The organism is Chitinophaga barathri (assembly GCF_003807585.1).
Classification (GTDB): domain Bacteria; phylum Bacteroidota; class Bacteroidia; order Chitinophagales; family Chitinophagaceae; genus Chitinophaga; species Chitinophaga barathri.
The window spans coordinates 116227-138120 of sequence record NZ_RMBX01000011.1 but is presented as its reverse complement, the minus strand read 5'-3'; the positions used below and the strand labels follow the sequence as shown (position 1 = coordinate 138120).

Annotated in this window: 18 protein-coding genes; all 18 read right to left on the bottom strand. The window is 53.2% G+C overall.

Annotation, left to right across the window (positions count from 1 at the left end; all coding sequences use genetic code 11):
* Positions 1–48 precede the first annotated feature (48 nt).
* Positions 49–3372, bottom strand: a complete 3324-nt coding sequence (locus EG028_RS19695; RefSeq protein WP_241559175.1) for a TonB-dependent receptor — start codon at positions 3370–3372, stop codon at positions 49–51.
* Between the two features lie 20 nt (positions 3373–3392).
* On the bottom strand, positions 3393–4409 hold the full coding sequence (locus EG028_RS19690) for a fasciclin domain-containing protein (RefSeq protein WP_120518040.1): 1017 nt from the start codon (positions 4407–4409) through the stop codon (positions 3393–3395).
* A gap of 17 nt (positions 4410–4426) precedes the next feature.
* A complete protein-coding gene (locus EG028_RS19685) occupies positions 4427–5473 on the bottom strand; it encodes a fasciclin domain-containing protein (RefSeq protein WP_120518039.1) in 1047 nt (348 codons plus the stop codon).
* Positions 5474–5485: 12 nt separating this feature from the next.
* On the bottom strand, positions 5486–6775 hold the full coding sequence (locus EG028_RS19680) for a fasciclin domain-containing protein (RefSeq protein WP_120518038.1): 1290 nt from the start codon (positions 6773–6775) through the stop codon (positions 5486–5488).
* A gap of 21 nt (positions 6776–6796) precedes the next feature.
* Entirely contained in the window at positions 6797–7822 is a 1026-nt protein-coding gene (locus tag EG028_RS19675; RefSeq protein WP_120518037.1) for a fasciclin domain-containing protein, read from the bottom strand.
* 73 nt (positions 7823–7895) lie between these two features.
* Positions 7896–9206, bottom strand: a complete 1311-nt coding sequence (locus EG028_RS19670; protein WP_120518036.1) for a hypothetical protein — start codon at positions 9204–9206, stop codon at positions 7896–7898.
* A gap of 8 nt (positions 9207–9214) precedes the next feature.
* On the bottom strand, positions 9215–11014 hold the full coding sequence (locus EG028_RS19665) for a hypothetical protein (protein WP_120518035.1): 1800 nt from the start codon (positions 11012–11014) through the stop codon (positions 9215–9217).
* Between the two features lie 4 nt (positions 11015–11018).
* Positions 11019–14477 carry a TonB-dependent receptor domain-containing protein gene (locus tag EG028_RS19660; RefSeq protein ID WP_120518034.1) on the bottom strand — a complete coding sequence of 1153 codons (3459 nt, stop codon included), beginning with the start codon at positions 14475–14477 and terminating at the stop codon, positions 11019–11021.
* 42 nt (positions 14478–14519) lie between these two features.
* The gene (locus tag EG028_RS19655) at positions 14520–15491 is read right to left on the bottom strand and encodes a FecR family protein (RefSeq protein WP_120518033.1); all 972 of its coding nucleotides are present in this window, start codon (positions 15489–15491) and stop codon (positions 14520–14522) included.
* Positions 15492–15534: 43 nt separating this feature from the next.
* Positions 15535–16146 (bottom strand): RNA polymerase sigma factor, encoded by a 612-nt coding sequence (locus tag EG028_RS19650; RefSeq protein WP_120518032.1) that lies wholly within the window; start codon positions 16144–16146, stop codon positions 15535–15537.
* 344 nt (positions 16147–16490) lie between these two features.
* Complete coding sequence (locus EG028_RS19645; protein WP_120518031.1) at positions 16491–16967, bottom strand: acyl-CoA thioesterase; 477 nt, start codon at positions 16965–16967, stop codon at positions 16491–16493.
* A gap of 148 nt (positions 16968–17115) precedes the next feature.
* Entirely contained in the window at positions 17116–17877 is a 762-nt protein-coding gene (locus tag EG028_RS19640; RefSeq protein WP_120518030.1) for a glucose 1-dehydrogenase, read from the bottom strand.
* A 73-nt stretch (positions 17878–17950) separates the two neighbouring features.
* Positions 17951–18229: an ArsR/SmtB family transcription factor gene (locus EG028_RS19635; RefSeq protein WP_241559174.1), complete on the bottom strand. Its 279-nt coding sequence runs from the start codon at positions 18227–18229 to the stop codon at positions 17951–17953.
* Between the two features lie 167 nt (positions 18230–18396).
* Complete coding sequence (gene cls, locus EG028_RS19630; RefSeq protein WP_120518029.1) at positions 18397–19872, bottom strand: cardiolipin synthase; 1476 nt, start codon at positions 19870–19872, stop codon at positions 18397–18399.
* A gap of 108 nt (positions 19873–19980) precedes the next feature.
* Positions 19981–20373, bottom strand: coding sequence for an EMC3/TMCO1 family protein (locus EG028_RS19625; RefSeq protein WP_120518028.1), 393 nt, complete (start codon positions 20371–20373; stop codon positions 19981–19983).
* A gap of 49 nt (positions 20374–20422) precedes the next feature.
* Positions 20423–20929, bottom strand: coding sequence for a Spy/CpxP family protein refolding chaperone (locus EG028_RS19620; protein ID WP_120518027.1), 507 nt, complete (start codon positions 20927–20929; stop codon positions 20423–20425).
* Positions 20929–21273: a hypothetical protein gene (locus EG028_RS19615; protein ID WP_120518026.1), complete on the bottom strand. Its 345-nt coding sequence runs from the start codon at positions 21271–21273 to the stop codon at positions 20929–20931. The genes EG028_RS19620 and EG028_RS19615 overlap by 1 nt, the downstream gene beginning before the upstream one ends.
* A 46-nt stretch (positions 21274–21319) precedes the next feature.
* On the bottom strand, positions 21320–21886 hold the full coding sequence (locus EG028_RS19610) for an RNA polymerase sigma factor (RefSeq protein WP_120518025.1): 567 nt from the start codon (positions 21884–21886) through the stop codon (positions 21320–21322).
* Positions 21887–21894 lie beyond the last annotated feature (8 nt).

The window sequence follows — 21894 nt, the reverse complement described above, 5'->3', positions numbered from 1 at the left end:
GGGATAATAGGTCAAACACGATGCTTATAGGCTCTGGCTATATACCGGTCAAAATGAATAACGCAGCCCTGTCTGCATCTGCCAGCGGCTCGCCATCGGGTCCACGGAATAAGGTTTGCCCGGGTCGGTAAACCTGTACAGCGGGTAACCCTGTGCGCTGCGCGCGGGGATGTATGGCTGCAGGCCGATGCTGGCCGTTCCGTTGTAGGTATTGGGGGAAAAGTAATACCATCCACAATCGCGGTACAGCAGGTTGGTCAGGTTCATGATGTCCAGCGTGAGGCTGATGGTGTGCTGCCGTTTGAGGTTCATGGTGAAAAACTGTTCAAAATGGAAATCGGCGTTCACGTTCCAGGGAGTCCTGCCTGTATTGCGCTCAGTGAAGTTTCCCCTGCGGGAGCGCAGGTAAACATTGCCGTCAATGAACTGGTCAAATGATGCGGCCTGCTGTTCCGGCGTGGCAGCCACACTGCCATCGGCGGCATATACAGTGGTAAAGAAATTGACCGTTTCCCCACGGGCAGGGATATACGCCAGCGCCACCTGCTGCGGTGTATTCTGCGGGGTGTAGTTCACGAAGCCGTAAGTGAAGGGGCTGCCGGACTGTGCGGAGAAAAACAGTGAAAAAACGCTGCGCCAGCGGGGCGACCAGTTCCTTGAAAAACCCAGCATGGCAATGGCCCGGTGGCGGATATCGAAATTGGAAAAGGCCAGCCCCGGGTCATTGGGGTTCAATGCCTGGTTCAGCTGCCAGTTGCTTTCCATGGAATTGCGGATGCCGTTAGATACGTCTTTGGATTTGCCATAAGTATACGCAACGGAAAAATTGAACCCGTTCTCAAAATTCCGGCTCACCCTGGCGGTGATATTGTACTTAAATCCTTTGGAAGTATTGGTAAGCAGGTACGCATTGGCGATCCGGGGATCAATGCTGCCGCCGAACACCGGCTGTTTGCGCAGGCCCTCCGCGGCGTCGTAGGCGTAGTAGGTAGGGTTATCCGCCAGGTTGATCTGCTGGAACTTTACGTCCCTGATGGTCTTCGTATAAAGCCCTTCCAGCTGGTAGTTGAACCCAAAAGCATCGGTGTACTCAAGCGTCAGGCTATTGCGCAGCACGGAGGGCATCACGAAGTTATTATCGATCACGTCTATCTGCGTCTGCCCCGCATTCGGATCGTCCACTACCCTGCCCTGCTGGTGCGCGAAGGCCGCAATGCCCTGGTAGGGGCTACCCACTGGTTTCAGCAAGGGGTCTGTTCCGGGCAGGAAAGGGCTGGGCGGCACCGTGTTCGTGCGCATATCAATGGAGCCAAAGCTGGCGCCGGTGTTATAATAAGCATATCCTATCCAGGCCAGCGGGATCCTGCCGGTAAAAATGCCGGTGCCTCCCCGCAGTATCAGCGTGCCCTTGTCATTCAGCTCAGCCCTGAAACCGATGCGCGGGGAAGCCTGCGGGCGGGAAAGGTACCGCTGGTTGATGTCCCTCAATGCAGTATGATAATAAGTAGTGCCAAAATAAGGGCTTTGCAAAGCCTGTTTTGCCCTCGGGCTCAGCATGGCCTTATCGGGGATGTTCGTCCAGTCCAGCCGGAAACCGGGCGTTACTTTAAAACGGCGGGAAATACGGATCTCATCCTGGATATAACCGCTGAAAAAATTGACGGAAAAAGTAGCGGGCGGGTGTTGCAGCAAATACTCCCTGCTGTTGTTGAAATAATGATAGTTGCCCTGCACGCGTTGCGGGTTGCCGGCCAGGTAATCCTCAATACTCTGGTAGGTGACCCTGCCGTTCCAGCTGTTCACAAAACCGTAGTCGATCTTGTATAATTCATTGTGCGTGCCGAATGAGAGAATGTGTTTCCCCATCCTGACCGTTGCGTTATCTGTGATCTCAAAGGTCTTTTGCCGGAAATTGAAAATAGACGCTTCGCGGTCTGTCCCGAAAAAGATGGTGGACCCCGGCGTGCGGCCTACGATCTGTACCTGCGGAAACTCCGGGTTGCCCAGTGGTTCGCGGTAATCATGAATGTTCGTATAGCCCGCTATCAGGCTGTTGGAAACGCGTTCGTTCAACCGTGTTTTCAATTCCGCCACGGTGGATGTCTGGTTGTTTTTTTGGACGAAACCGATGCTGGAAAAACGGAAATTGAACTGGTCTCTTTCCATAAGCAGCGCTTCGGAGCGGATGGTATTGTTGCGGATGGCCAGTTGATTCCTGTCGTTGATGTTCCAGTCCAGCCGGTTAAAGAACTTGTAGGACCGGGAGTATGTATTAAACACGCCTGCTGTGCCGGGGTCAAAATTATATTTACTGATGGTGTAATTACGGATCGTTTCCGCGTCCCCCGCACTCAGCATACCTGCCGATCCGGGACTGCCAGCCACCTGCTGCACGGGTTCCCGGCGCCGGGTCATCTCTTCATTGGTAAAAAAGAAAAGTTTGTTTTTGATGAGGGGGAACCCTACGCGGAAACCGGTCTGGTAGTCATAGAATGCGGACGGCATTTTTTTGTCTTTTTCCGTACCCGTTCTGTCAGTACCAATCATGGCGGCGCTGCGTCCGTAAGCATACACGGAGCCGTGCAGCTCATTGGTGCCGGAGCGGGTCACCGCGTTGATGCTGCCGCCGGTGAAGTTGCCGATTCTTACATCAAATGGCGCGAGGTATACCTGCATGTCTTCGATGGCGTCCAGTGACACGGGGTTGGTACCGGTGGAGCTGCCGGGCATGTTGGAAGTGCCGGTCTTTCCCCCCAGCGAGGGGCTGAAGCCGATAGCGTCGTTGTTGACGGCGCCGTCAAGCGTAACATTGTTATAACGGAAATTGGTACCGGCAAAACTGTTGTCCCTGGAGCCCTGCGGCACCAGTCGGGTAATGTCGGTAATGCTGCGGGAAATGGTGGGCATCTGCTGCACTTTGCCGCGGCTGATATTTTCCCCGGCGCCGTAGTTCGAATTACGCACGCGTGCTGACGTGACCACCACATTGCCCAGCGTCACCACGGCCTGTTTCAGGGCTACATTCACCACCTGCGGGTCGCCCAGCGATACTTTCGGAATGGTCTGCACCGTTTTTTCCATCCCGACAAAAGTTACTTCCAGCTGGTAGGGCCCTCCTACCCGGAGGCCGGTGAAATAATAATGCCCGTCTTTCAGGGTGGAAAGCGCGTAGCGGGTACCCGAAGGGAGATGCGCCAGTACAACACCGGCGCCTTCCAGCGGTTTGTTGTCAGGGCCGTATACCCTTCCTTCCAGCACGCCGCCTGTTTCCTGCGCACGGGCCGCAGAGGCCAGTATGGCGCTCACAATACATAAAAAAACGAAGATGGCGGTGGTGCGGGCAAGCCGCATAAAATAAGTTGTTGGCTTCATTTGTATCTGGATTGATGGGATCAGGGCAGGATGATTTGATCTACAAGATGTAATACCCCGTTACTGGCCTTGATATTCGATTGAATGATCCTGGGATGGGTGATATTGCGGGAGGTACTGAACTCCAGCCCGTTCGGGGCGGACTGATACTCCTTTATGCCCCTGCCTATAAACAGGGCACCCCCTATAAAATCGGCAGTATACTGGTTTCCTGACAGTATATGCGAGTCCATCAGCAAACCCAGTTCCGCCACGCTGATCCCTCTCAGATCATCCACCGTCTCATAACCCAATGCTTTAAAAGCGGCGTCCGTAGGCGCGAGTACAGTATTATCATAAGGGCCGGGTTGCAGGTCGCCCTTCGTCAGCGCTTCTTTTATACTTTCGCGAAACTGGCTGCCCAGCACATCGGTCATTTCAATGGCGGCTGTGAGCATACCCAGTTGTTCGTGGGTGCGGATCGTTTCCCAGAGGGTCCTGTCTCCGGGGAAAGCAACGCCGTTTATCTTATGTACAATGCCGTCTCCCAGTTCGTTTATTTCCTGGCTGCGGTTGCCGTTCAGGAAGATACCGTAATAATTGCGGGAAAGCACGGGCTGGTAGCCTTTGTTCAGGCAGATGGCGTTTAGTTTGAAAAACCCCGCAACGGTGCCGCTGCCGAGGCGGCCCTGTAATACATGCGCGTAAACGAGCCTTCTCAGGCTGTCTGTGTCCATTCTTTCAATGGCCGCACGGTCCAGGCCGGCGCTTGTAAACGCGGCGTCGGTGGGCGCAAAAATTGTGGTGGGGCTGGCCTGCTGGTACAGGATGTCCCCGTCCAGTTGTAAACGTTCCAGGGCTTTTGCCAGCAGGGTGACCGATTTATCCTGCCGGATGTATTCGAGGCACTTTGGCTGCGGCACATTGGCGGGTTTTTCTTTTTCTTTGGAACAGGCGGTCAGTAATAACCCTACTGCCATCATGAAGATCAGGCCTGCCCATTTTTTCCTGTATGTTGCCATCATGGCGGGCTGTATTTTGCTGGTGCTGCGGTTCATTGTTGAGCATTTTGTGATTAGGGCAGAAGAATGCCGCCTATACCATGTACGACGCCGTTGCCAGCGGGATAATTGGCCGTATTGTAATAGGGTGATGTAAAATATCTGAATATGTTTACCGGGCTGCTGTTCCCCTCACCGGTGAAAGTGACGGCGTTGTAACCCGATCCGTTATCGCGTACCAGGACCTGTTGACCGTTGAGCATGGTGAGATGCGGATCAGGTGAAGTAAGCAGGTGGTCCTGCAGCCTGTCCAGGAAATAGCGCCCTTCCGTGATGTGATATTGCAGGAGGTTCGCCAGCGCCGTGGGATCCGCCGCCAGTATGCTGTCCGGCGATGTCAGGTTAAGGCCGGGCCTGATGGCGCCGTAAGTCCGCATCACGGAGTTTAGCGGGGCCAGTACGGTAAATGTTTTTTCACCGGACCGCAGTTGCTGCATCAGGCCGCTCCGTTCTGCCGCCAGTGCGAAAAGCGTGTAGGAAGTATCATTGAGCAGGAATAACGCGACATTCCCGTAGTTTTCCGAATGTGCCACTTCTCCCGTTACCTGCAGGAAACCATTGGATGCCTTCACATCCGCCTGCAGTACCCGCATGCCGTTCACAGTGGTGATGGTATCATTGTTGCGGCGGTACCTGCTCACATATGCCCTGAAACCGTTTGCGGAAGGCAACGGCTGATTTACGCCCAGCGGCAGGTCCCTGAAGGCAACCGCTCCTTTCAGCGCGGCATAGTTCAGCCGGCCGGATAACCAGGCTTCCGTAAAACCTGCATAAGGGAAATAGGTGCCTGCCCCGATCAGTTCAAATGCTTTGTCGTTCGGTGTCAGGAAAGTATAGCGGGTGCTGTCGGTAACTTTTTTTATCACGCCGGTAAGGGTAAGCACTTTGGCACATACGCTCAGGGTGAAATTGTCCTGGATAATATACCCTATGCGGTTTCTGTCCACCGGTTCAGGCATCGGCTCATCTTCTTTGTTATCGCATCCTGCGAGCCCAGTTAAAAGCAGGCAGGCGGTGAGCAGGAAGGCCCGCAGGGAAATATTTTTTTGTTCGCAATGCATGTTCGGTTCAGTTTAATGGAATGGATAAAAGAGCCCGTCTATCTTGTAGATCGCCCCGTTCTCCAGTGAATAGTTGCGGGCCGGCCGCTTCGGGTCAGTATCGCGTGGTATCATTATTTTAGGCGAGCCGGGGTGCCACTGCACATAAGCTACGCCTCCCGCCTGGGAGAACTGAAGGTCCCAGGGATACCTGAGATATAAACGGAACCCGGCGGTCAGATCACGAAGCCGTTTGTTGAAGATGCCGTTATTCACTTTTCCCTTCAACATATCGCTGTATAATATCCTGACGGGGAACCGCTGGCTTCCGTCCGACACGCCGTCGTTGTGCAGCAGGTGCTGGCCAAGCAGGGTATCCAGGGAGCTATAAAGCACGTCTATCTTATACTCGGTGAAATCATCGTTTACCCATGGCCGTATACCGATAGGATAACGCAGGGCGAATTGCCTGAGGTCATCAATTGAATGAAAACCCGCGTCCTGAAAGGCTTTGTTGGTGGGCGCCAGCAAAGTGGGCGTTTTGGAATAGTTAACGTAGCCGTCCTCCCTTATTTTTTTTGCGGTAAAATTATTGCTGTCCGGACCCATGCCAAGATAAAAAGCATAGTAGATGTTATCATCAAATAAGTCGCAGGTGCGGATGCTGTCCTGCAGCCGTATAGCGGCCAGGTACATGCTGAGGTCAGGGTCTGTGGAGATCACGTCCCAGAGACTGCGGCTGTTATCCGTCAGCGTACGATCCAGCACCTTGCGGATGGGATAGATATAGCCGTTGGAAGCCTGTATGGGCGGCGCGTTGCCGGCCGCGGCATAATCGTCCAGGTAAAGGGAATCCCCCTGCTGTATGTACAGGTAAGACTTTGTGACCTTATACCCCTGGCCGGGGACAAACCCGGTATCCGCCCGCAGCGTTTCAATGACCTGGCTGAAAGCAAGGCTCTTCAGGGAGCTGTCCGCATAAGCGCCGGGCAGGATGTGATACGCGATCAGTTTACGCAGGGAATCCAGGGGCAGCGCGCGGATCTGGCTGCTGTTCAGCCCCCCAGCCTGCATGGCGCCGTTACCCGGGGCCATCACGGTATAGTTGCTGGTGCTTTCAAACAGACCGGTATACCCCAACCGTTGCACTGCTTCGTAAAAGAGACTCAGTGAATCAACCGCGGCGATGGTCTTTGCCAGGTTATCCTTGTTGAAGCTGAGCGGATGCGATGTTTGCAGCGGCGAATCGGATGGTTTCATGCATCCTGTAAATGCCACCGACAGTAAGGCTACTGTTCCCATCAGCAGTTTTCTATATTCCATATACTTTTTTTTGGAGGATGATTACCGGATTTTAACACTGTCGGGCACAACGCCTACCTTGTCGATCTGGTGTACGATGCCGTTGGCGGCCAGCTGGTCCGGCTTATTGATGCCAAAAGTTCTGCCGTACCAGTAGATCATCTGCGCACCTTCCAGTTCCCGGTAGTTAAGAGGCAGCACCCGGAACCCGAAGGTGCCATCCGGCAGGTTACCGTCGTACTTCAGGTAGGCGCTGTCCAGGAGCACGGGACCGCTGGGCGGCGCCAGCTTCATAAAATCGATATTAAAAAAGAACATGCTGTTCAGCTGGTAACAGCTGAAGACCAGCGGCCTGAATGTTTCCGGCTGCATGTCATTGATGGCGGCTTCGTCCCAGTTATGCTGGGCGAAAGACTCATTGGTGGGCGCCATGATAACGAATGGCCCCGGTTCCAGCAACCTGTTCCACAGCCCAAACTTCTTGAAGCCGGCTACAAGACAACTGTAATCAGGATTTTGCTCCAGCAGGTATTGCACGCTGGATACCGGAACAGTCAGCGGTTTTTGCAGGATATGTATCACGCCGTTCACCGCCATCACATCCTGCCGTACCGCGGGTATGCCATTCACGTAAATGGTGGTGTCCCTCAGTTGCGGAGATGCGGTAAGATTAACGGAAGTAAACAGCGCATTTCCTTCCATGGTCAGGTATTGATAATCGATGGCCTGTGGCACGTCCATTCTCCGAAAGCTGCCTCTCAGCACATGGTACAGGATTTGTTTGCGCAAGGTCTCCACTGGTATGCGGTCCAGGCTGTCCGCCGTAATACCCGCGCCGGCAAATGCATTGTTGTCCGGCAGCAGCAGCGTATAGGCGTGGCCGTCCAGCAACGTGTCCACGCCCGCGCGCCGCATGGCGGTATAGAACATGCTGAATGTAAAATTGTTGGCCAGCAGGCTTCTGAGCGTAGCCGTTGTGCGGTCCCCCGCCGGGCCGGGAACCGTTTTTTCCTTGATGCAGCCTGCCGTGCATATCAGCAGCAGCATATATAACAGCGGTCTTTTCATTGTATTTTTTTTATCGGTTAAACCCCGCCGGCAACCCTGTTTTGATTTGCGCGGCGTCCTTTTGCGCACCGGCTTATCCTGGTACTTTGTTGAAGGCTCTTTGTATCTGCATCATATAGATCCGGTCATACACGATCTCCATGATATTCACGGTTGCATAAACATGGTAACTGCCCCCGCTGCTGACGATCAGGTTAAGGCTGGGCGCCTGTTCCCCGCTGCCCGCACTGGTGGACCTGTATGCTTTGAAACGGTAAATATTGAACGGCACCGGGTTCGCCTGGTGAGCGACCATATACATACTGCCCTCCGCACCGCCGCCTGACCCGGAACCATCCCCGTCCGCAAAATAGAATTCCGCGTAAGGGAGTGTGGGAATCGCGCGGATAACGCCGTAAGTGGCGTCCACCCTGTAATAGCTCCTCAGCGTGTCTTTCTCAAAGAAATAGTCGCGGGGCAGCAGCGGCAGGGTCATGTAATTTACCGTGGTGTCCTGCCTTGTATTCAGGATGGTGTAAAAGACATTATTGAAGCCGGGCAGCGGGTGATAGGTTCCTCTTTTCACATCATCATGGGTCTTATAACTGTAGCTGATCCTTACCTTTTCAGGGAATACGGAGATGAAGTGATCTGCTGCCAGCCTGGGGCGTTTCCCGGAAAGGTTCAGGTAGCCTACGTAGAGCTTGTCTTCCTCGAATGCCTGGTGAATGAATTGTTCTCTTCTTACATAAAGGCGCACCGTATTGTTGTCCGGATCCTCGCTCAGTATCTGCATCGTATAAACTTCCCCCTTTTGAAATTCAACCACCGTATCGATCACGACCTGTTTCCTGATCTCTTTGGAGAGACTGGTAAAAGGCACATCGTTCTTTGGCCTGGAGATGAACATGATCCGGTGCCGCCCGGATGGTATCTGCGCCCAGGCGGACATGTCGAAACCGTTGATGGCCGGCGCCGTCAGTACATGCGCATTGCCGGGATATTCGAAATTAAGCGGGCTGTTGCTGAATATTTTAGTACCTGATTCATCGATCACATAAGTACCTTCCGAGCTGTTCGCTTCATTCATGGGATAGGACGAACTATACAACTGCCTCGTGGTGAGAAAATCGCACATGGTCTTTGCCTGCGTGGGAACGCCGTCCGCGTCCGTTTCAGGGTCCATCATAAATGTAAAGAACGGCAATGCCCTGCGCGGGCTGGTGGCGTCCGCGCTGAATGCAATGGAATTGAATACACGCAGGTAAGCAGGCTCCTTCTCCTCTTCCAGTTCTTTGTATTTATAACAACTGAACATGCAAGGCACTGCGAACATCAACAGGAGCATATAGCTGGCGGCTCCTCTTTTGCGCCCGGTATCACCGGATTTTGTAAAACCTTTCATCTTCTTTTTTATTTATTGTGTTTGATCGCGATCAGCTTCGCCGGTTGGTTGGCCGCTCCGCCTACGAGGGCCACGGTGTAAATGCCATTCTCGGCGGGCGGTTTCAGCGTGCCCGGTCTGTACATCCCCTCGTTGGCAAAAAAGGTGCGCTCGCTGGTCAGCGGCGCGATGTCCGTCAGCAGGCTGCCAGGCAGGGCGGGCGGGTTGCCCGCGGCGTTCACCCATATCTTGCGCGGAAACAGGTGGGCCTCGCTGTTGTGCTGGGCGGGGGCGCCATCTGGCCGGTAAGTCAGGATATTAGGCAGAAAATAAAAGATGGAACCGTTCTTTACCGGCACAACACCGGGCTGCATCAGCTGGTAGGCCTGGAATGGGCGCAGGCTGTCCGGATGCATGAACGCAGGCAGGAACAGCTGGCCGTTATTGGTGAAGGTGATGTACGGCTGGGTGTTGCAGAAGTTCATGAACCTGCTTTGCCACACGTACTGGAAACGTATCCTGCGCATATCCCCGTCAGTATGGTCGTCCTCCGGATCGTCCCATGTTCTGTACCTGGTATTGGTCATATCGTTGGCGGTGAACACCAGCTTTATTTTTCCGTCTGCGGCGGCATGTGCCCATACCGTATAATTGTCAAAGGGGAAAAGACGGATGGAGCTTTCACTGACAACATTCCCCCCTTCATCCTTTACCTGCACCACATGCTCCCCCTGGACGAACGTATGATATTCCGCGGGTAATGCACGGGCGGTAAACGTCTCCCCGATGTATTCAAGCGGCCCGCCCATCGTTTTGCCATCAACCGAGATAGTGATTTTCCGGCCGGGAATGGTGTTCACGGCATTCATGCGTGCGTAGCTGAAGTTGATGCCGGGGTCAAGGTCCGCTACCGTCTGGTAGATATTGGCGTAACGCACATCTTTGATGAAGGTGCAGTCATTGTCATAAACAAACGTACCGGTCAGCACCAGCAGGGTATATACCCCTCCCGGCTTAAAGGTGGCCACCTGGGGCATGTAACCCTGTTGCGGCAGGTCCACGGCGGGTACGCATGGATTAAAGGCCGGCTGCATATCTTCTGTACACAGTTGCTTCTGGTAATTGACCATGCCGCCATCTTCCGCAAACATTTTAAACTGGTAGGCCCCGTAAGGCAATTCCACATAATCGGATGAAGCGCCCGGCGCGATATGTTGCAGTCGGTCCACGGGTGAACCGTCCGCATAGGTGGCCGTTACAGGCCCCGTAAGCCCGAAGGCGCTTTCCGCGCTGCCCAGGTTCACAATGCGCAGTTTAAAATTCTGCGGGTTGGACGGCGGGGTGCTGTTGCGCGGAAATTTTACCAGCTTGGCGCTGGGCAGCAGGTAATAGTCTTCCGGCACCAGCGGATCGTTCTGCAGGCTGGTATCGGAAAAAGTGATGCGTACCTGCTGGTCCAGCCGCGTACCGGGAAAATAACCGGGAATGGAGATGTAGGCGCGGCCGGATTTATCGAGCAGTGTGGTTGGTATGGTGAAAGCGGCCCTTTTTTTCCAGAGCCCCTGAGGGAAGAGCTTCCTCCCTATCAATGTAGGCGTGGGGGTTTCAATGCCGCCGGCAAACTGGCTGGTAAGCACTGTATTGTTGATCACCACAGACATATCCGCACCGGATAAATTATACAGGCGGATATTGGAACCGGGGGCATTCTGGAGATCGTCCTCCTTCGCCCTGCCGGAAATTTTTTCTTTGTTACATCCCGCGCCTGTCAGCAGTATCAGCAAAGCGGCCGCAAAGATGACAGGTTTCATGATATACTTCGTACACATAGCTTTAAAGAATTTTATAGGCAATGCCCAGCGAGAACTCGGATCCTTTTTTATATTGACGGTACACGTAGGTATGGCCGTGGTACTCTCCGTTATTGCCAGCGTTCGTATACACCTGCCTGTAGTATGGGTTGAGAATGTTCTTGGCAAACCCTTTCACCACAAAATGCCGGTTCAGGCGCTGGGTGAATACAAGATCCAGCATGGGAAGCGGCCGGTCAAAAATGTCCGGCGTACCGTCCAGCTGTACCTGTACAAGTCGGGCGCCGGTCATGTTGAAGTTCAGGTTCACGTCCGTCTGGCTCTTATGGTTCAGATAACCAAGGCCCACATTGATGGAATACGGCGCCTGCTCAAATACGGGGCTGGTTTCCGGCGAGCGGCGGTCGTTGATGCGGGAAGCGTCCAGGCGCTCGGGATTCTTTTTGATACGGCTCATGGCCAGCATCAGGTTCGCGTTAAAGAACAGGTTACGGAAGGCGGAAGGCCACAGCCACTCCATGCTGCGCCTCGCTTCAAACTCAAGCCCGTACACACGTCCCGGGTTGGGATCATTCTGGAAATTGATCAGCGGAAATTCCGGGGAGGTAGACAGGTTGCCCTGCGATTTATAACTGAAAACTTTCTGCAGCTGGTTGCTGATATGTTTGCCAAATGCGGATACGGCCAGTACTTCGCGCGGCGCTGTGAACCATTCCCACCTGAAGTCATAACTCCTGGTGAACTGGTTCTGCAATGTGGGATTGCCCGCCACTACCGCAAACTGGAAAGGATCAAACAGGTAGATGTTGGTCAGCTCGCGCAGCTCGGGCCTGGCCAGGGAAGTGCCATAGGCCAGCCGCAGGTTCATGTCCTCCCGGACGGCATAGGTTATGTTCGTGGAATAATAAGGTTTATAATTTACGCGGTAGCTGGAAAATGGCCTGTCTGTCACATTGCTGATGGTCACTCCCGGAAGATTGGACACCAGGTCCAGCGAGGGCGGAAAAAAAACATTGGCGGTGTCCACGCTCGCATCAATGATCGTGCCTTCGAAACGCACGCCGCCGTTGATCCGGAGCTTACCGCCCACCCGCGCGTCGGCCATAATGTAAAATGCCCTGGTTTCATAGGTGCCGGTATAGTTGTTCGGTGATTTTTTGATCTGGTATAAAAAGCCGCCCACCCTCGGCTGTCCTTCCTCGTTATAGGAAGAAGGATCTTTCATGCCCACGTACCTGGAAGATACCAGCTGGTCGATGTCCCCTTTCACTTTATTCAACAGGTCCGTACCGCCGCCACCAAGGTTGCTGCCCGGAAGCCCCAGCACATTCTCCCGGTAGTCGCGTTCCCTTCTCAGGAAGTTGCCGCCGATCTTTATCACCTGTTCTTCCCCGTACAGCTGAAAAGGAAAAGTAAGATCCATTTTCGCGTTGTAGTTTTTCTCTGTGAGCTTGCGGAACTGCCTGCCATTAGGATCCGTAACGATGGCGCGGGTATAATCGCTGCCTACGCCATGTGTAAGCCCGGTAACAAAAGCATATACATCTTCGCCGATACCCGCGCCACCCGTCGCTATCTGTTTGCTTGAGCGCAACACGGCGTAGTTGCTGGAACGGTAGTCCGGTTCATCCTGTATGGTGTTGGAGCTGCTCAGGTTGTAGGTCAGCCGCGGCGACCAGTCTTTACTGATGAACTTATGCTCTCCCTGCAGGTTGAAAGTATTGAACGTACGGTAAGTCAGCTTCAGCTGATCGATGTAGTTATATACCGGGTAATTGAGCCCTGAATTTTTCCATTCGCCGGAAAGGCTGCTGGCAACGGCTTCCGCTCCCCTGCTGCCTACATATTGGAACTGTATGACATGGCGTGGGTTAAACTGGTAGGCCAGGCCCAGCAGGCCGCCGTAATTGATGATCCTCCTGCCGGTATTTTCCTGGTAAGACAGGTAATTGCCCAGCCGGGGAAATGCCGGGGAAATAAAGTTCGGGATACGCAGCTGGTTGAATATCTTCGGCGATCCTGTTACCACGCCCTGGAAAAGGCTGTACTGGTTACGTTCTCCCTGGTAAATATCCTCATAACGCTGGTAGTAGTTGCCGTTGATCACAACTCCCAGTTTATGCCGCCCACCGAAAATCTTAAAAGAGTTGCCGAAAGAAACGGAATAAAGCTGGTTAGGGCTGGCCGTTTTATAGCGGGAGGTCAGCACGGGGTCGAACGACTGCATAATATCGCTGATGCGCATGGCTTCGTTTGCCAGGGCGGGATTGTTACGGCTCTGGATAAACACTTCCTGCATCTGTTTCAGCCCGCCGGGGTATTGTTCGGCCAGGCGCAGGAAGTCGCCGGATAACTGGTGGGATTTTACTTCCTGCCCCAGGAATCCCAGGTTGTCGTTATAAAAACCATTGTATTTGCCATTGAGGCCGATCGCGGAATTAAAACCTGCCTGGGCGGCTACTTCCAGCGTCAGCGCAGTGGGCACGGACTTGGTCTTAAGCTCGATGATACCGGCGGAAGCGTCCGCGGGCCTGTCTGCGGACAATGTTTTGTAAATGGTGATATTGTCGAGCAGCGCGGCGGGCACGAGATCCAGCGGCACAGCGGTCCTGTCCGGGTCCGCAGACGAAAGGCGGGCGCCATTCAGTTCCGCGATCACGCTGCGGTCTCCGAGGCCGCGGATGGCCACGTATTTGTCATCCGTCACCGATACCCCGGCTACGCGTTGCAGCGCCTGCGTGGTGGTAATGCTGGCCGTTCTTTCGATCTGCTGCGCGGAAATGGCATCGGAGATAACAGCGGATTTTTTCCGTTCAGACAAAGTGGCTTCGTCCGTATTATGATTACGTATAGCCGATACCGTCACTCCTCCCAGCATTTTCTGGCTGGAGGCCAGGCGGATGGTGATATTGGCGGCATCCCTCACATGCACTTCCTGCGGCGCATAACCGATGAAACTAAAAACCAGTATGGCGCCCGTAGCAGGAACGGTAAGCCGGAACTCCCCTTCCACGTTGGTAGTGGTGCCCCTCCCGGTATGTTTGATGCCCACCGAAACACCCGGCACCGGGGTCTTTTTTTCCGCATCCAGCACCTTACCGGTGATGGTTTTACCCGGATCGGGGGAAGACTGCGCGGTGGATTTCGGCTGGCCGGCATCTTCTGTTTTCAAAATGATCCGGTTGTCCTTATCCAGTTCATAACGGATGCCGGCCTGCGCCTGCATGGCCTGCAATACTTTTTCCAGCGTAACCGTACTGTTTCCGAGTACGATACCGCGGCCCGTCCGTTGTAATACGTTGCTTCCATAGGAAAACTGCAGCGTTGTCTGCTTTTCAATGGCCTTGATAGCCTCTCCCACAGTGGTTTTCGGTTGTGGGAATGTGATCTTCCTGTCTGGCGTTTGTGCGCGCGGAAATTGTGTGGCACAGCCCAGCACAAGGAACAGCAGCACAAGCCTGAGGATAATTCGATATCGCATAGCTGGAGTAATGTGTCGATAATAAATGGAGAATGATATGTACTAGTAGATCAAAATTTCACGGTCTTTTATCTCGTAATGGCCATCCAGTGTTCTTGTAAGCAGCGACAGCACTTCAGGCAGCGATGCATCCGTTCCGAAGCTGGTGGTCACTGTTTCTTCCCGCAGCCTTTCCCCCTGCAGGACAATGTCAACGCCGAACCATTTTTCTATATGTTCCAGCACTTCCGGCAGCGGCGTATGTTCAAAGGAAAGCTGCCCGTTCCACCAGTCGCATTGCTCCGCGGCATTCACACGCAGCAGTTGCATATCACCCGTTGGAAGGTTAAAGCGCAGCTGATCGTTCACGCCCAGCTGCGACAATTGTTTACCCTGGTAGGAAACACCTACGCGCCCGCTGCGCACAGTTACAGCGGGCCTGTTGTGATGAAAGGTATTTACCTCGAAAGAAGTGCCCAGTACCTGTGTTTGCAGCGCTCCGGCCATTGCGTAGAATGGTCTGGCCTCATCCGGCCTTACTTCAAAAAATACTTTTCCGTTCACGCTGATGCGCCTGTCCGCCTGGTTAAAGTTATCCGGCACCTGTATTTCGGAACCCGGGAAGATATGCAGCAGGGAGCTGTCCGGGAGTGTATAATCCAGCACTTTGCCGGCGCGGGCAATGATGGTGGTATAGGTAATATTGTGGCGCCCGCGGCCTTTAAATATATATTGCCAGCTGAACATTCCGGCTACACTCAACAGGATGGCAACGGAGGCAGCCTGTAATAACAGGCGCCTGTTGATAAGCCTGGCTACACGCGGCTGCGGCCGCGCTGATTTTAAAAGCAGGCCTTCCCATATGCTCTCCGCCAGCCGCGATTTTTCTTCGCCGCTCAGCTTCAGCTGTTCTTCATTTCCTGATTGTGCCCAATAGTTTTCTATCAGCCGTCTTTCGGCTTTGGTGGCGGTTCCTGATAAATAGCGGTCGAGAATCTCCCCTAACTCTTTTAATTGCATAGTGATCGTCTTCATACAGTAAGCGTATAAAACCGGCTCACTTAACCATGCCCGAATGTTACGAAATCATTAACAAGCAAAATAAGGGCACAGGGCACTGCAGGTACTGGCTTACCAGCAGGAGCAGCATAAACTCCACCAGCCCGGCTTTGATGCGGGCCAGCGCGGTATTCAGCTGGTTCCTGACAGTTTGTTCGGATAATTGGAGGGAGTGGGAAATTTCGCTGATGGAGAGGTCATCGTTGCGGCTCAGCAGGTATACCCGCCGCATTTTTTCGGGCAGCTGCTGTACCAGTTTGTCGAGATGCTGGTGCAGTTCCTTGACCTGCAGGCTGTCCACCAGCTGCACGAAGTCGGGTAATACGTGGCGGGCAATCTGCTCCTGTTTTTCTTTTGTTTTGATGGAAGCGGCAATGAAGGAGAGTATTTCATAACGCACTACGCTGGTCAGGTATGCTTCCAGGGACACTTTGATGTCCAGCGTGTTTTTCCGCTGCCAGATCCGTATCAGGCTGTTCTGGACAATATCTTTGGCGTCCTCTTCGGATCTCAGTTTCTGGTAAGCTACCTGGTACAGTCTTTCCCAATAGGTATCAAACAGGAGCCTGAAGGCGTCAGGTTCATCTGATTTCAGCCGTTGAAGAAGTTCAATATCAGGAATTGGTTTCATGGTGTGCCTGGGAATGCACCGCAAAGTTATACGAACGCTGCTATCATGGCGGGCCCGTGCTTTAAATTATTGTTAACTGCGGACAGGTGGTGTCTTAATGCACTGACATATGAAAACCGTTGCTGCTAGCCATTCCCCGGTTCTTCTACTTTAAAACAACTAGTATAAAACTACTGGTAAACAGGTAGTGCTTCCTGTTATGTCACGATAAACGATAAAAGAAAACAAACCTAAGCGCTGGTAATTGATGGGGTCTTTGCGCCACCTCAGGAAAAAAATAAGCCGGGACAAGAATGCCCCGGCGGCTGTTACCTACAACTGTTTACTAAATTATCTTAAGGGGCTCAGAAGGATTGAAGCACCGCTCCCACCCTTTGATCAAACGTATCCACGCCGTTGTGCTCCACCCGGATCTCTTCCAGGAGTTTGAGCAGCGCCTCGTCGTGTTCGGCTCTTTTGCCGGTCTTCAGGTCCACATGTACGAACCTGGACCAGAGGAAGGCCTTTACTTTCTTTTTCTGTTCGTCCGTCATCCACATTTCCACGACGATGTGGTTGCCGGAATATTCCAGCACACGTGAATGGATGTACACTTTCTCTGCCACGAATGCGGGCTTGAGATAAGCGATCTGGTGCTGGTTCACCACCCATCCAAAACCTTTCGCGGCAAAGTCCTTCAGGTGAAGGTTATAATGCTCGGCCAGGTGATCTTCCCTGGCGTTCATAAAATAGTTGATATAAGACGCATTGTTCAGATGCCCGAACGGGTCGCAGTCGTTAAACCGGACGGTGTATAGCGACGACGGTTCTTTTACAGTCATATAGCATGGTTTTATGGCTTAAAGTTAGGCATTTGAAAGATGATTAAAAAGAGCCGGGACGGTGCGAAACCGCCCGGCGATGCTTATGTCAATTTGTTTTTAACGCATCGGGTTACAACGGATAATGAAAATATGCAGTCTTACTTTTTTAACCCAATAATTCGTGTACGGTGAAGCCTCCATCAATGTTATATTCCGCGCCGGTGATAAAGGACGCATCGCTGGAAGCAAGGAATGCTACGAGCTTTGCGACCTCTGCGGACTCACCGGCGCGATTAAGCGGTATCCGCTCCGCGAATTTTTGATGGAAGGAGGCTACACTTGCTTCGTCCAGCCCGGCTTTCGCCAGGATGGGCGTTTTGATCGGCCCGGGGTTCACCGTGTTCACACGGATGCGCCGGGTTGCCAGCTCGCGGCTCAACGTACGGCCCAGTGAATTGAGCGCGGCTTTGCTGGCGGAATAAACGCTTGCGCCGGGCATACCGGTGAAAGCATTTATAGATGATAAAAGGATGATGGAAGCCCCGTCGTTCAGCAGCGGCAGGAACTTCTGGATGGTGAAGAATGCGCCCTTGAAGTTTACATTCATCATCTGGTCAAATTGCTCTTCTGTTACGTCATTTACAGGTGCGAAGGCGCCGATGCCGGCGTTGACGAACAGCACGTCAACTTTACCATATCGTTCCTTCACGGTGTTCACCAGCGCTTCGGCGTCTGTGATGCTCGCCTGGTCCGCGGTCACGCCCAGTGTACCGCTTCCCAGCCCGGAGGCAGCCGCGTCTACAGCATCGCGGTTGCGCCCGGTGATCACCACTTTTGCTCCCCTGGCAATGAACTCCTCCGCGGTGGCCAGGCCAATACCGCTGTTCCCACCCGTTACTATCGCTACTTTATCTTTTAAGGTGCTCATTTTTAGTGTGTGTTTAATTGTGTGTTATTGTATCGATTTATTTAAAAACTTCGATATTTTTAGGCAAAAAAACTCAGCTGAGCTGAAGGAAGAACATAGACAGCTGTTTCATCATCTCGCGATTGATAGTCAGGTTGACGTTGCGCCCTTCTTTGGAACTGATCAGCACGCCACTGTCTACCAGTATCTTGATATGATGCGACACGGTGGGTTGTGAAAGGCAGGTAAGATCCTGGATCGCCCCGCAACAGATACTACACTCCTGCCTGGCTATCTGCATAAGGATAGCCATCCGGTGTTTATCTGAGATTGCGTTCGCCGCCTTCACTATCATCGCTTCGTCTATGATCATGATGCAAATATAGGTACTTTTTCGAAATATCGAAATATATCAATCTATTTTTTTGGATCGGGGTAAAAAAAGGGTGCAACGCTGCCGGAACCCTTCACCAGGCGGCCGAATGGCTCAAAAAAGCTCTCCGCTCCCCTTTAATGCGGCCGGGTGACCATGCCGGGTCTTTACAACAACGGGCTGAAAAGCCTCACCACCGCCTCCCCCAGCCGCTTCCAGCGGCCTCTCGCCCGCCACTCCTCCAGCAGCAGCTCGGAACTGTACAGGCAATCCTGCAGGAAAGCCTCCGTCAGCTTCCAGTTCGCCTCCCGGCTATATACAAACGCATTCACCTCGAAGTTGAAGTCAAAGCTCCGGATGTCCATGTTCGCGGTGCCTACCACCGTGAGGTTATCGTCCACCACCATGGTTTTGGCGTGTACAAACCCTTTCGTGTAGCGGAATATGCGTACCCCTGTGCTCAGCAGGTCCTCGTAAAAGGATTCGGCGGCCTTGTTCACCACCCGGCTGTCGCTCAGGTCCCCGGGCACCAGCAGGCGTACGTCCACGCCGGAGAGGGCTGCCTGCTGCAAGGCGTTTAATATCGGCTCGTTCGGGATAAAATAAGGCGTGGTGATATATACGGACCGCTGGGCCTGGTTGATGGCCGCAAGATAACTCAGCATGATGGAGGACCGCTCGGAATCCGGGCCGCTGGCCGCGATTTGCACCAGGTCTTTGCCGGTAACGGGGATGTCCGGGAAAAAGTCCTGCGTGATGGGCAGGTCCGCTTCCGCGCAGAAGTTCCAGTCGCCCATAAACAGGAATTGGAGCGTATGCACCCCCTGCCCTTTGATACAAAGATGGGTATCGCGCCAGAAGGGCCATTCGGGGTGTTTGCCACGGTATTTCGGGTCGTTCACATACCGGTCCGCAACGTTGATGCCGCCGATAAAACCAGTATGCCCGTCCACCACCACGATCTTGCGGTGATTGCGGTAATTGAGCCGGTTGGCCAGCAGGCGCACGCGGTAAAAGGGATATACTTCCACCCCGGAGCCGCGCATCTGGCGCAGGAAACGCCGGTTGATGTCCGAGCTGCCGAAGTCATCGTAAATAAACCGTACTTCCACGCCTTCCCGGGCCTTTTGCCGCAGTACGTCCATGATCTCCATGCCGATGGTGTCTTCTTCGAAGATGTAATATTCGAGGTGGATATGATGTTTGGCGGAGCGGAGCGCATCCAGCAGTTGCGGAAATTTTTCTTCCCCGTTGATGAGGAGGATCGCTTCATTGTCCGGGGTGATGGGCGAGAGGGAATCCCTGAACAGCAGGCGGGCGATGCCTGTTTTGTTCGTCATCAGGTCCGGGTGCTCCAGCAGCGTCTGCCGGTTTTCCTGCCGCAGGTAATCCTGTAGGCGTTCGCTGAGGCGTACGTTGCTCATCCATTTGCGGCTGTAAATACGGTTGATGCGGCGATTCACGCCGATGAGGAGGTATACGAGCACGCCTATACCGGGCAGGAAAAAAAGAAGGAGGAGATATGCCAGCGTTTTACCGTTGGACCGTGTTTCGAGCAGCGCTTTGATGGCTACCAGGAAGGTGATACCGTACAGAATGATAAGGCCGATGGACTGCCAGTGGTCTTGTAGGAATTGCAACATATCGCCGGCAAATTACGACAATTCGGGGCACAAAAAAGCCGTACTATACTGCGTGCATTCTTCTAGGTTGTTTGCAGTATAATACGGCCACAGTCTTTGGACCGGAACTTAGTTGCTTCCGCCGCCACCGTTAGCACGGCGCTGACGCATTGCTTCCATCTGTTCCTTGTACTTTTTGAACTGGTCGTCGGTGAGAATAGCTTTTACTTTCACGTCCCTTTCTTCGTTCAGCTTCTGAAACGCTTCGCGGTCCATGCGGCCTCCGCCTGCCTGGGCTTCTTCACGTTTCTTCTGCATTTCTTTGTAAGAATGGGTGAACACGGTGTCCAGTTTGGTAACCTGTTCCTTGTTCAGCTGCAGTTCAGTCGTGAGGCGCTCAAGTGTTTGTTTTACGCGTTCTTCCACGGAACGGCCCTGGCCGTTTCCACCACCTTGCTGAGCAAAGGCGGCCACGTTCACTGCCAGCAGAAATGCCAGCACAAACAGGATCTGTTTCTTCATGTTGTGATTGTTTAAGGGTTTTGGAGGTATTATATTTAAATGCTCATGGTCATTTTTTCAGGCTGTCTTCCTTTGGGGGGCTTTTCCTGAAGTTGTTCATTTTTTTCATCACATGCTGCACCACGGAGTCGTACTGCGGAAGTTGCTCCGGCGTGCACAGGCTGCGTACTTCACGGAAGTGCCGGTAAGTCTGGAGGTCTATCGTCACCTGCTTGGCGCCGATGGAGTCCGCTGCGGCCGTCAGTACGGAATCGGGTACCGAATCTTGTTTCAGTAATATGTAAAAACTGTCCCTGGCGGCGCGCAGCTCCCCGAATGAGGGTTTCAGGCGTTCCCAGTGCTGGTCTTTTAATTGTTTGTACTGTTCCAGTTGTTCTTTGCTGAAGCCAACCTGTTTTTCCAGCAGCTGCAGCACTTCTCCCCTTCCCTTGTTATTGCTTTTGGGCGCTTCTTCCGGCGTTCTCCATACAAAGAAAAACAGCAGGAGAAGGTTTGTCAGCAACAGGATGATCACCAATACACTCAGTACTTTATTCCTCGCGAATGTTTCCCTCATTATTGTTCCGGTTTTTCTAACTCATAAAAATTGGTGAGGCTCAGCTGGTATTCATCATCCTGGAATGCCTGCTGAAGGGCGGCCTGTTCCTTCCTTTCCGCGGTGGGCAGGTTCATGGCGAACATGACGCCGTTTACGGCCAGGATCAGCGCCAGGGCGGTAAATGCTACAGAGGGCCGGGCGATCACGCCAATAAAGCGTTCCCATGCGTCGGCGGGTTCTGCGCGCCCCAGGCGGGCCTGGAGACGGGTAAAAAAGAAATCCCCCGGCTCCGCCCGCTGCGCTCCATCGAGGCTGCTGAGCGTCCTGTTTATTTCCTGTTCTATGTCTCGTCTCGCTTTCATAATCGCTGTATTTAATTTAGACGATAATTATGCTGAATACTTGTATTTACTCCTCATTTCTGTAATAATCTTCCAATTGGTCCCTTAAATTCTGTTTGGCGCGGTGCAGCAGGCCTTCCACGGCCGATACCGATGCGTCCATAATCCCGGCTATCTCCTTGGAACTCAAGCCTTCCAGCTTGTTGAGCACAAATGCGGCCTTCTGGCTGTCCGGCAGCCGGGCGATCGCTTTAAAAAGGAGCTGCGCCCGTTCTTTGTTGGCCAGTTCCACGCCGGGATGGTGAAATTCAGGGGGATCTATTACCAGTTCATTATTCTGTCCGAAAAGGCTGTATACTTTCCCCCACCGCTTTTTCCGGGTCTTTTTCCGCAGAAAATCAAGGCATTTGGTCACCGTGATGCGGTACAGCCAGGTGGATATCTGTGATTCTCCTTTAAAGGTCCCGATGGATTCAAACACCTGCATAAACACTTCCTGAGACACATCCTCCGCATCCGCTTCATTTTGCAGGATGCCGAGGGCGGTGTTGTACACCATCCCCTTCCACTGAGCCACCAGTTCTTTAAAGGCGGTTTCGCTCCCTTGTTTCAGATGTGCTATGATATCCGTCAAGCTACTTG

Coding starts and splice junctions, on each gene's coding strand:
- EG028_RS19695 (WP_241559175.1), bottom strand. CDS start 3,372: ATGAAGCCAACAACTTATTTTATGCGGCTTGCCCGCACCACCGCCATC.
- EG028_RS19645 (WP_120518031.1), bottom strand. CDS start 16,967: ATGACTGTAAAAGAACCGTCGTCGCTATACACCGTCCGGTTTAACGAC.
- EG028_RS19685 (WP_120518039.1), bottom strand. CDS start 5,473: ATGCATTGCGAACAAAAAAATATTTCCCTGCGGGCCTTCCTGCTCACC.
- EG028_RS19670 (WP_120518036.1), bottom strand. CDS start 9,206: ATGAAAGGTTTTACAAAATCCGGTGATACCGGGCGCAAAAGAGGAGCC.
- EG028_RS19635 (WP_241559174.1), bottom strand. CDS start 18,229: ATGATCATAGACGAAGCGATGATAGTGAAGGCGGCGAACGCAATCTCA.
- EG028_RS19690 (WP_120518040.1), bottom strand. CDS start 4,409: ATGAACCGCAGCACCAGCAAAATACAGCCCGCCATGATGGCAACATAC.
- EG028_RS19675 (WP_120518037.1), bottom strand. CDS start 7,822: ATGAAAAGACCGCTGTTATATATGCTGCTGCTGATATGCACGGCAGGC.
- EG028_RS19665 (WP_120518035.1), bottom strand. CDS start 11,014: ATGTGTACGAAGTATATCATGAAACCTGTCATCTTTGCGGCCGCTTTG.
- EG028_RS19660 (WP_120518034.1), bottom strand. CDS start 14,477: ATGCGATATCGAATTATCCTCAGGCTTGTGCTGCTGTTCCTTGTGCTG.
- EG028_RS19655 (WP_120518033.1), bottom strand. CDS start 15,491: ATGAAGACGATCACTATGCAATTAAAAGAGTTAGGGGAGATTCTCGAC.
- EG028_RS19625 (WP_120518028.1), bottom strand. CDS start 20,373: ATGAAGAAACAGATCCTGTTTGTGCTGGCATTTCTGCTGGCAGTGAAC.
- EG028_RS19620 (WP_120518027.1), bottom strand. CDS start 20,929: ATGAGGGAAACATTCGCGAGGAATAAAGTACTGAGTGTATTGGTGATC.
- EG028_RS19615 (WP_120518026.1), bottom strand. CDS start 21,273: ATGAAAGCGAGACGAGACATAGAACAGGAAATAAACAGGACGCTCAGC.
- cls (WP_120518029.1), bottom strand. CDS start 19,872: ATGTTGCAATTCCTACAAGACCACTGGCAGTCCATCGGCCTTATCATT.
- EG028_RS19640 (WP_120518030.1), bottom strand. CDS start 17,877: ATGAGCACCTTAAAAGATAAAGTAGCGATAGTAACGGGTGGGAACAGC.
- EG028_RS19650 (WP_120518032.1), bottom strand. CDS start 16,146: ATGAAACCAATTCCTGATATTGAACTTCTTCAACGGCTGAAATCAGAT.
- EG028_RS19680 (WP_120518038.1), bottom strand. CDS start 6,775: ATGGAATATAGAAAACTGCTGATGGGAACAGTAGCCTTACTGTCGGTG.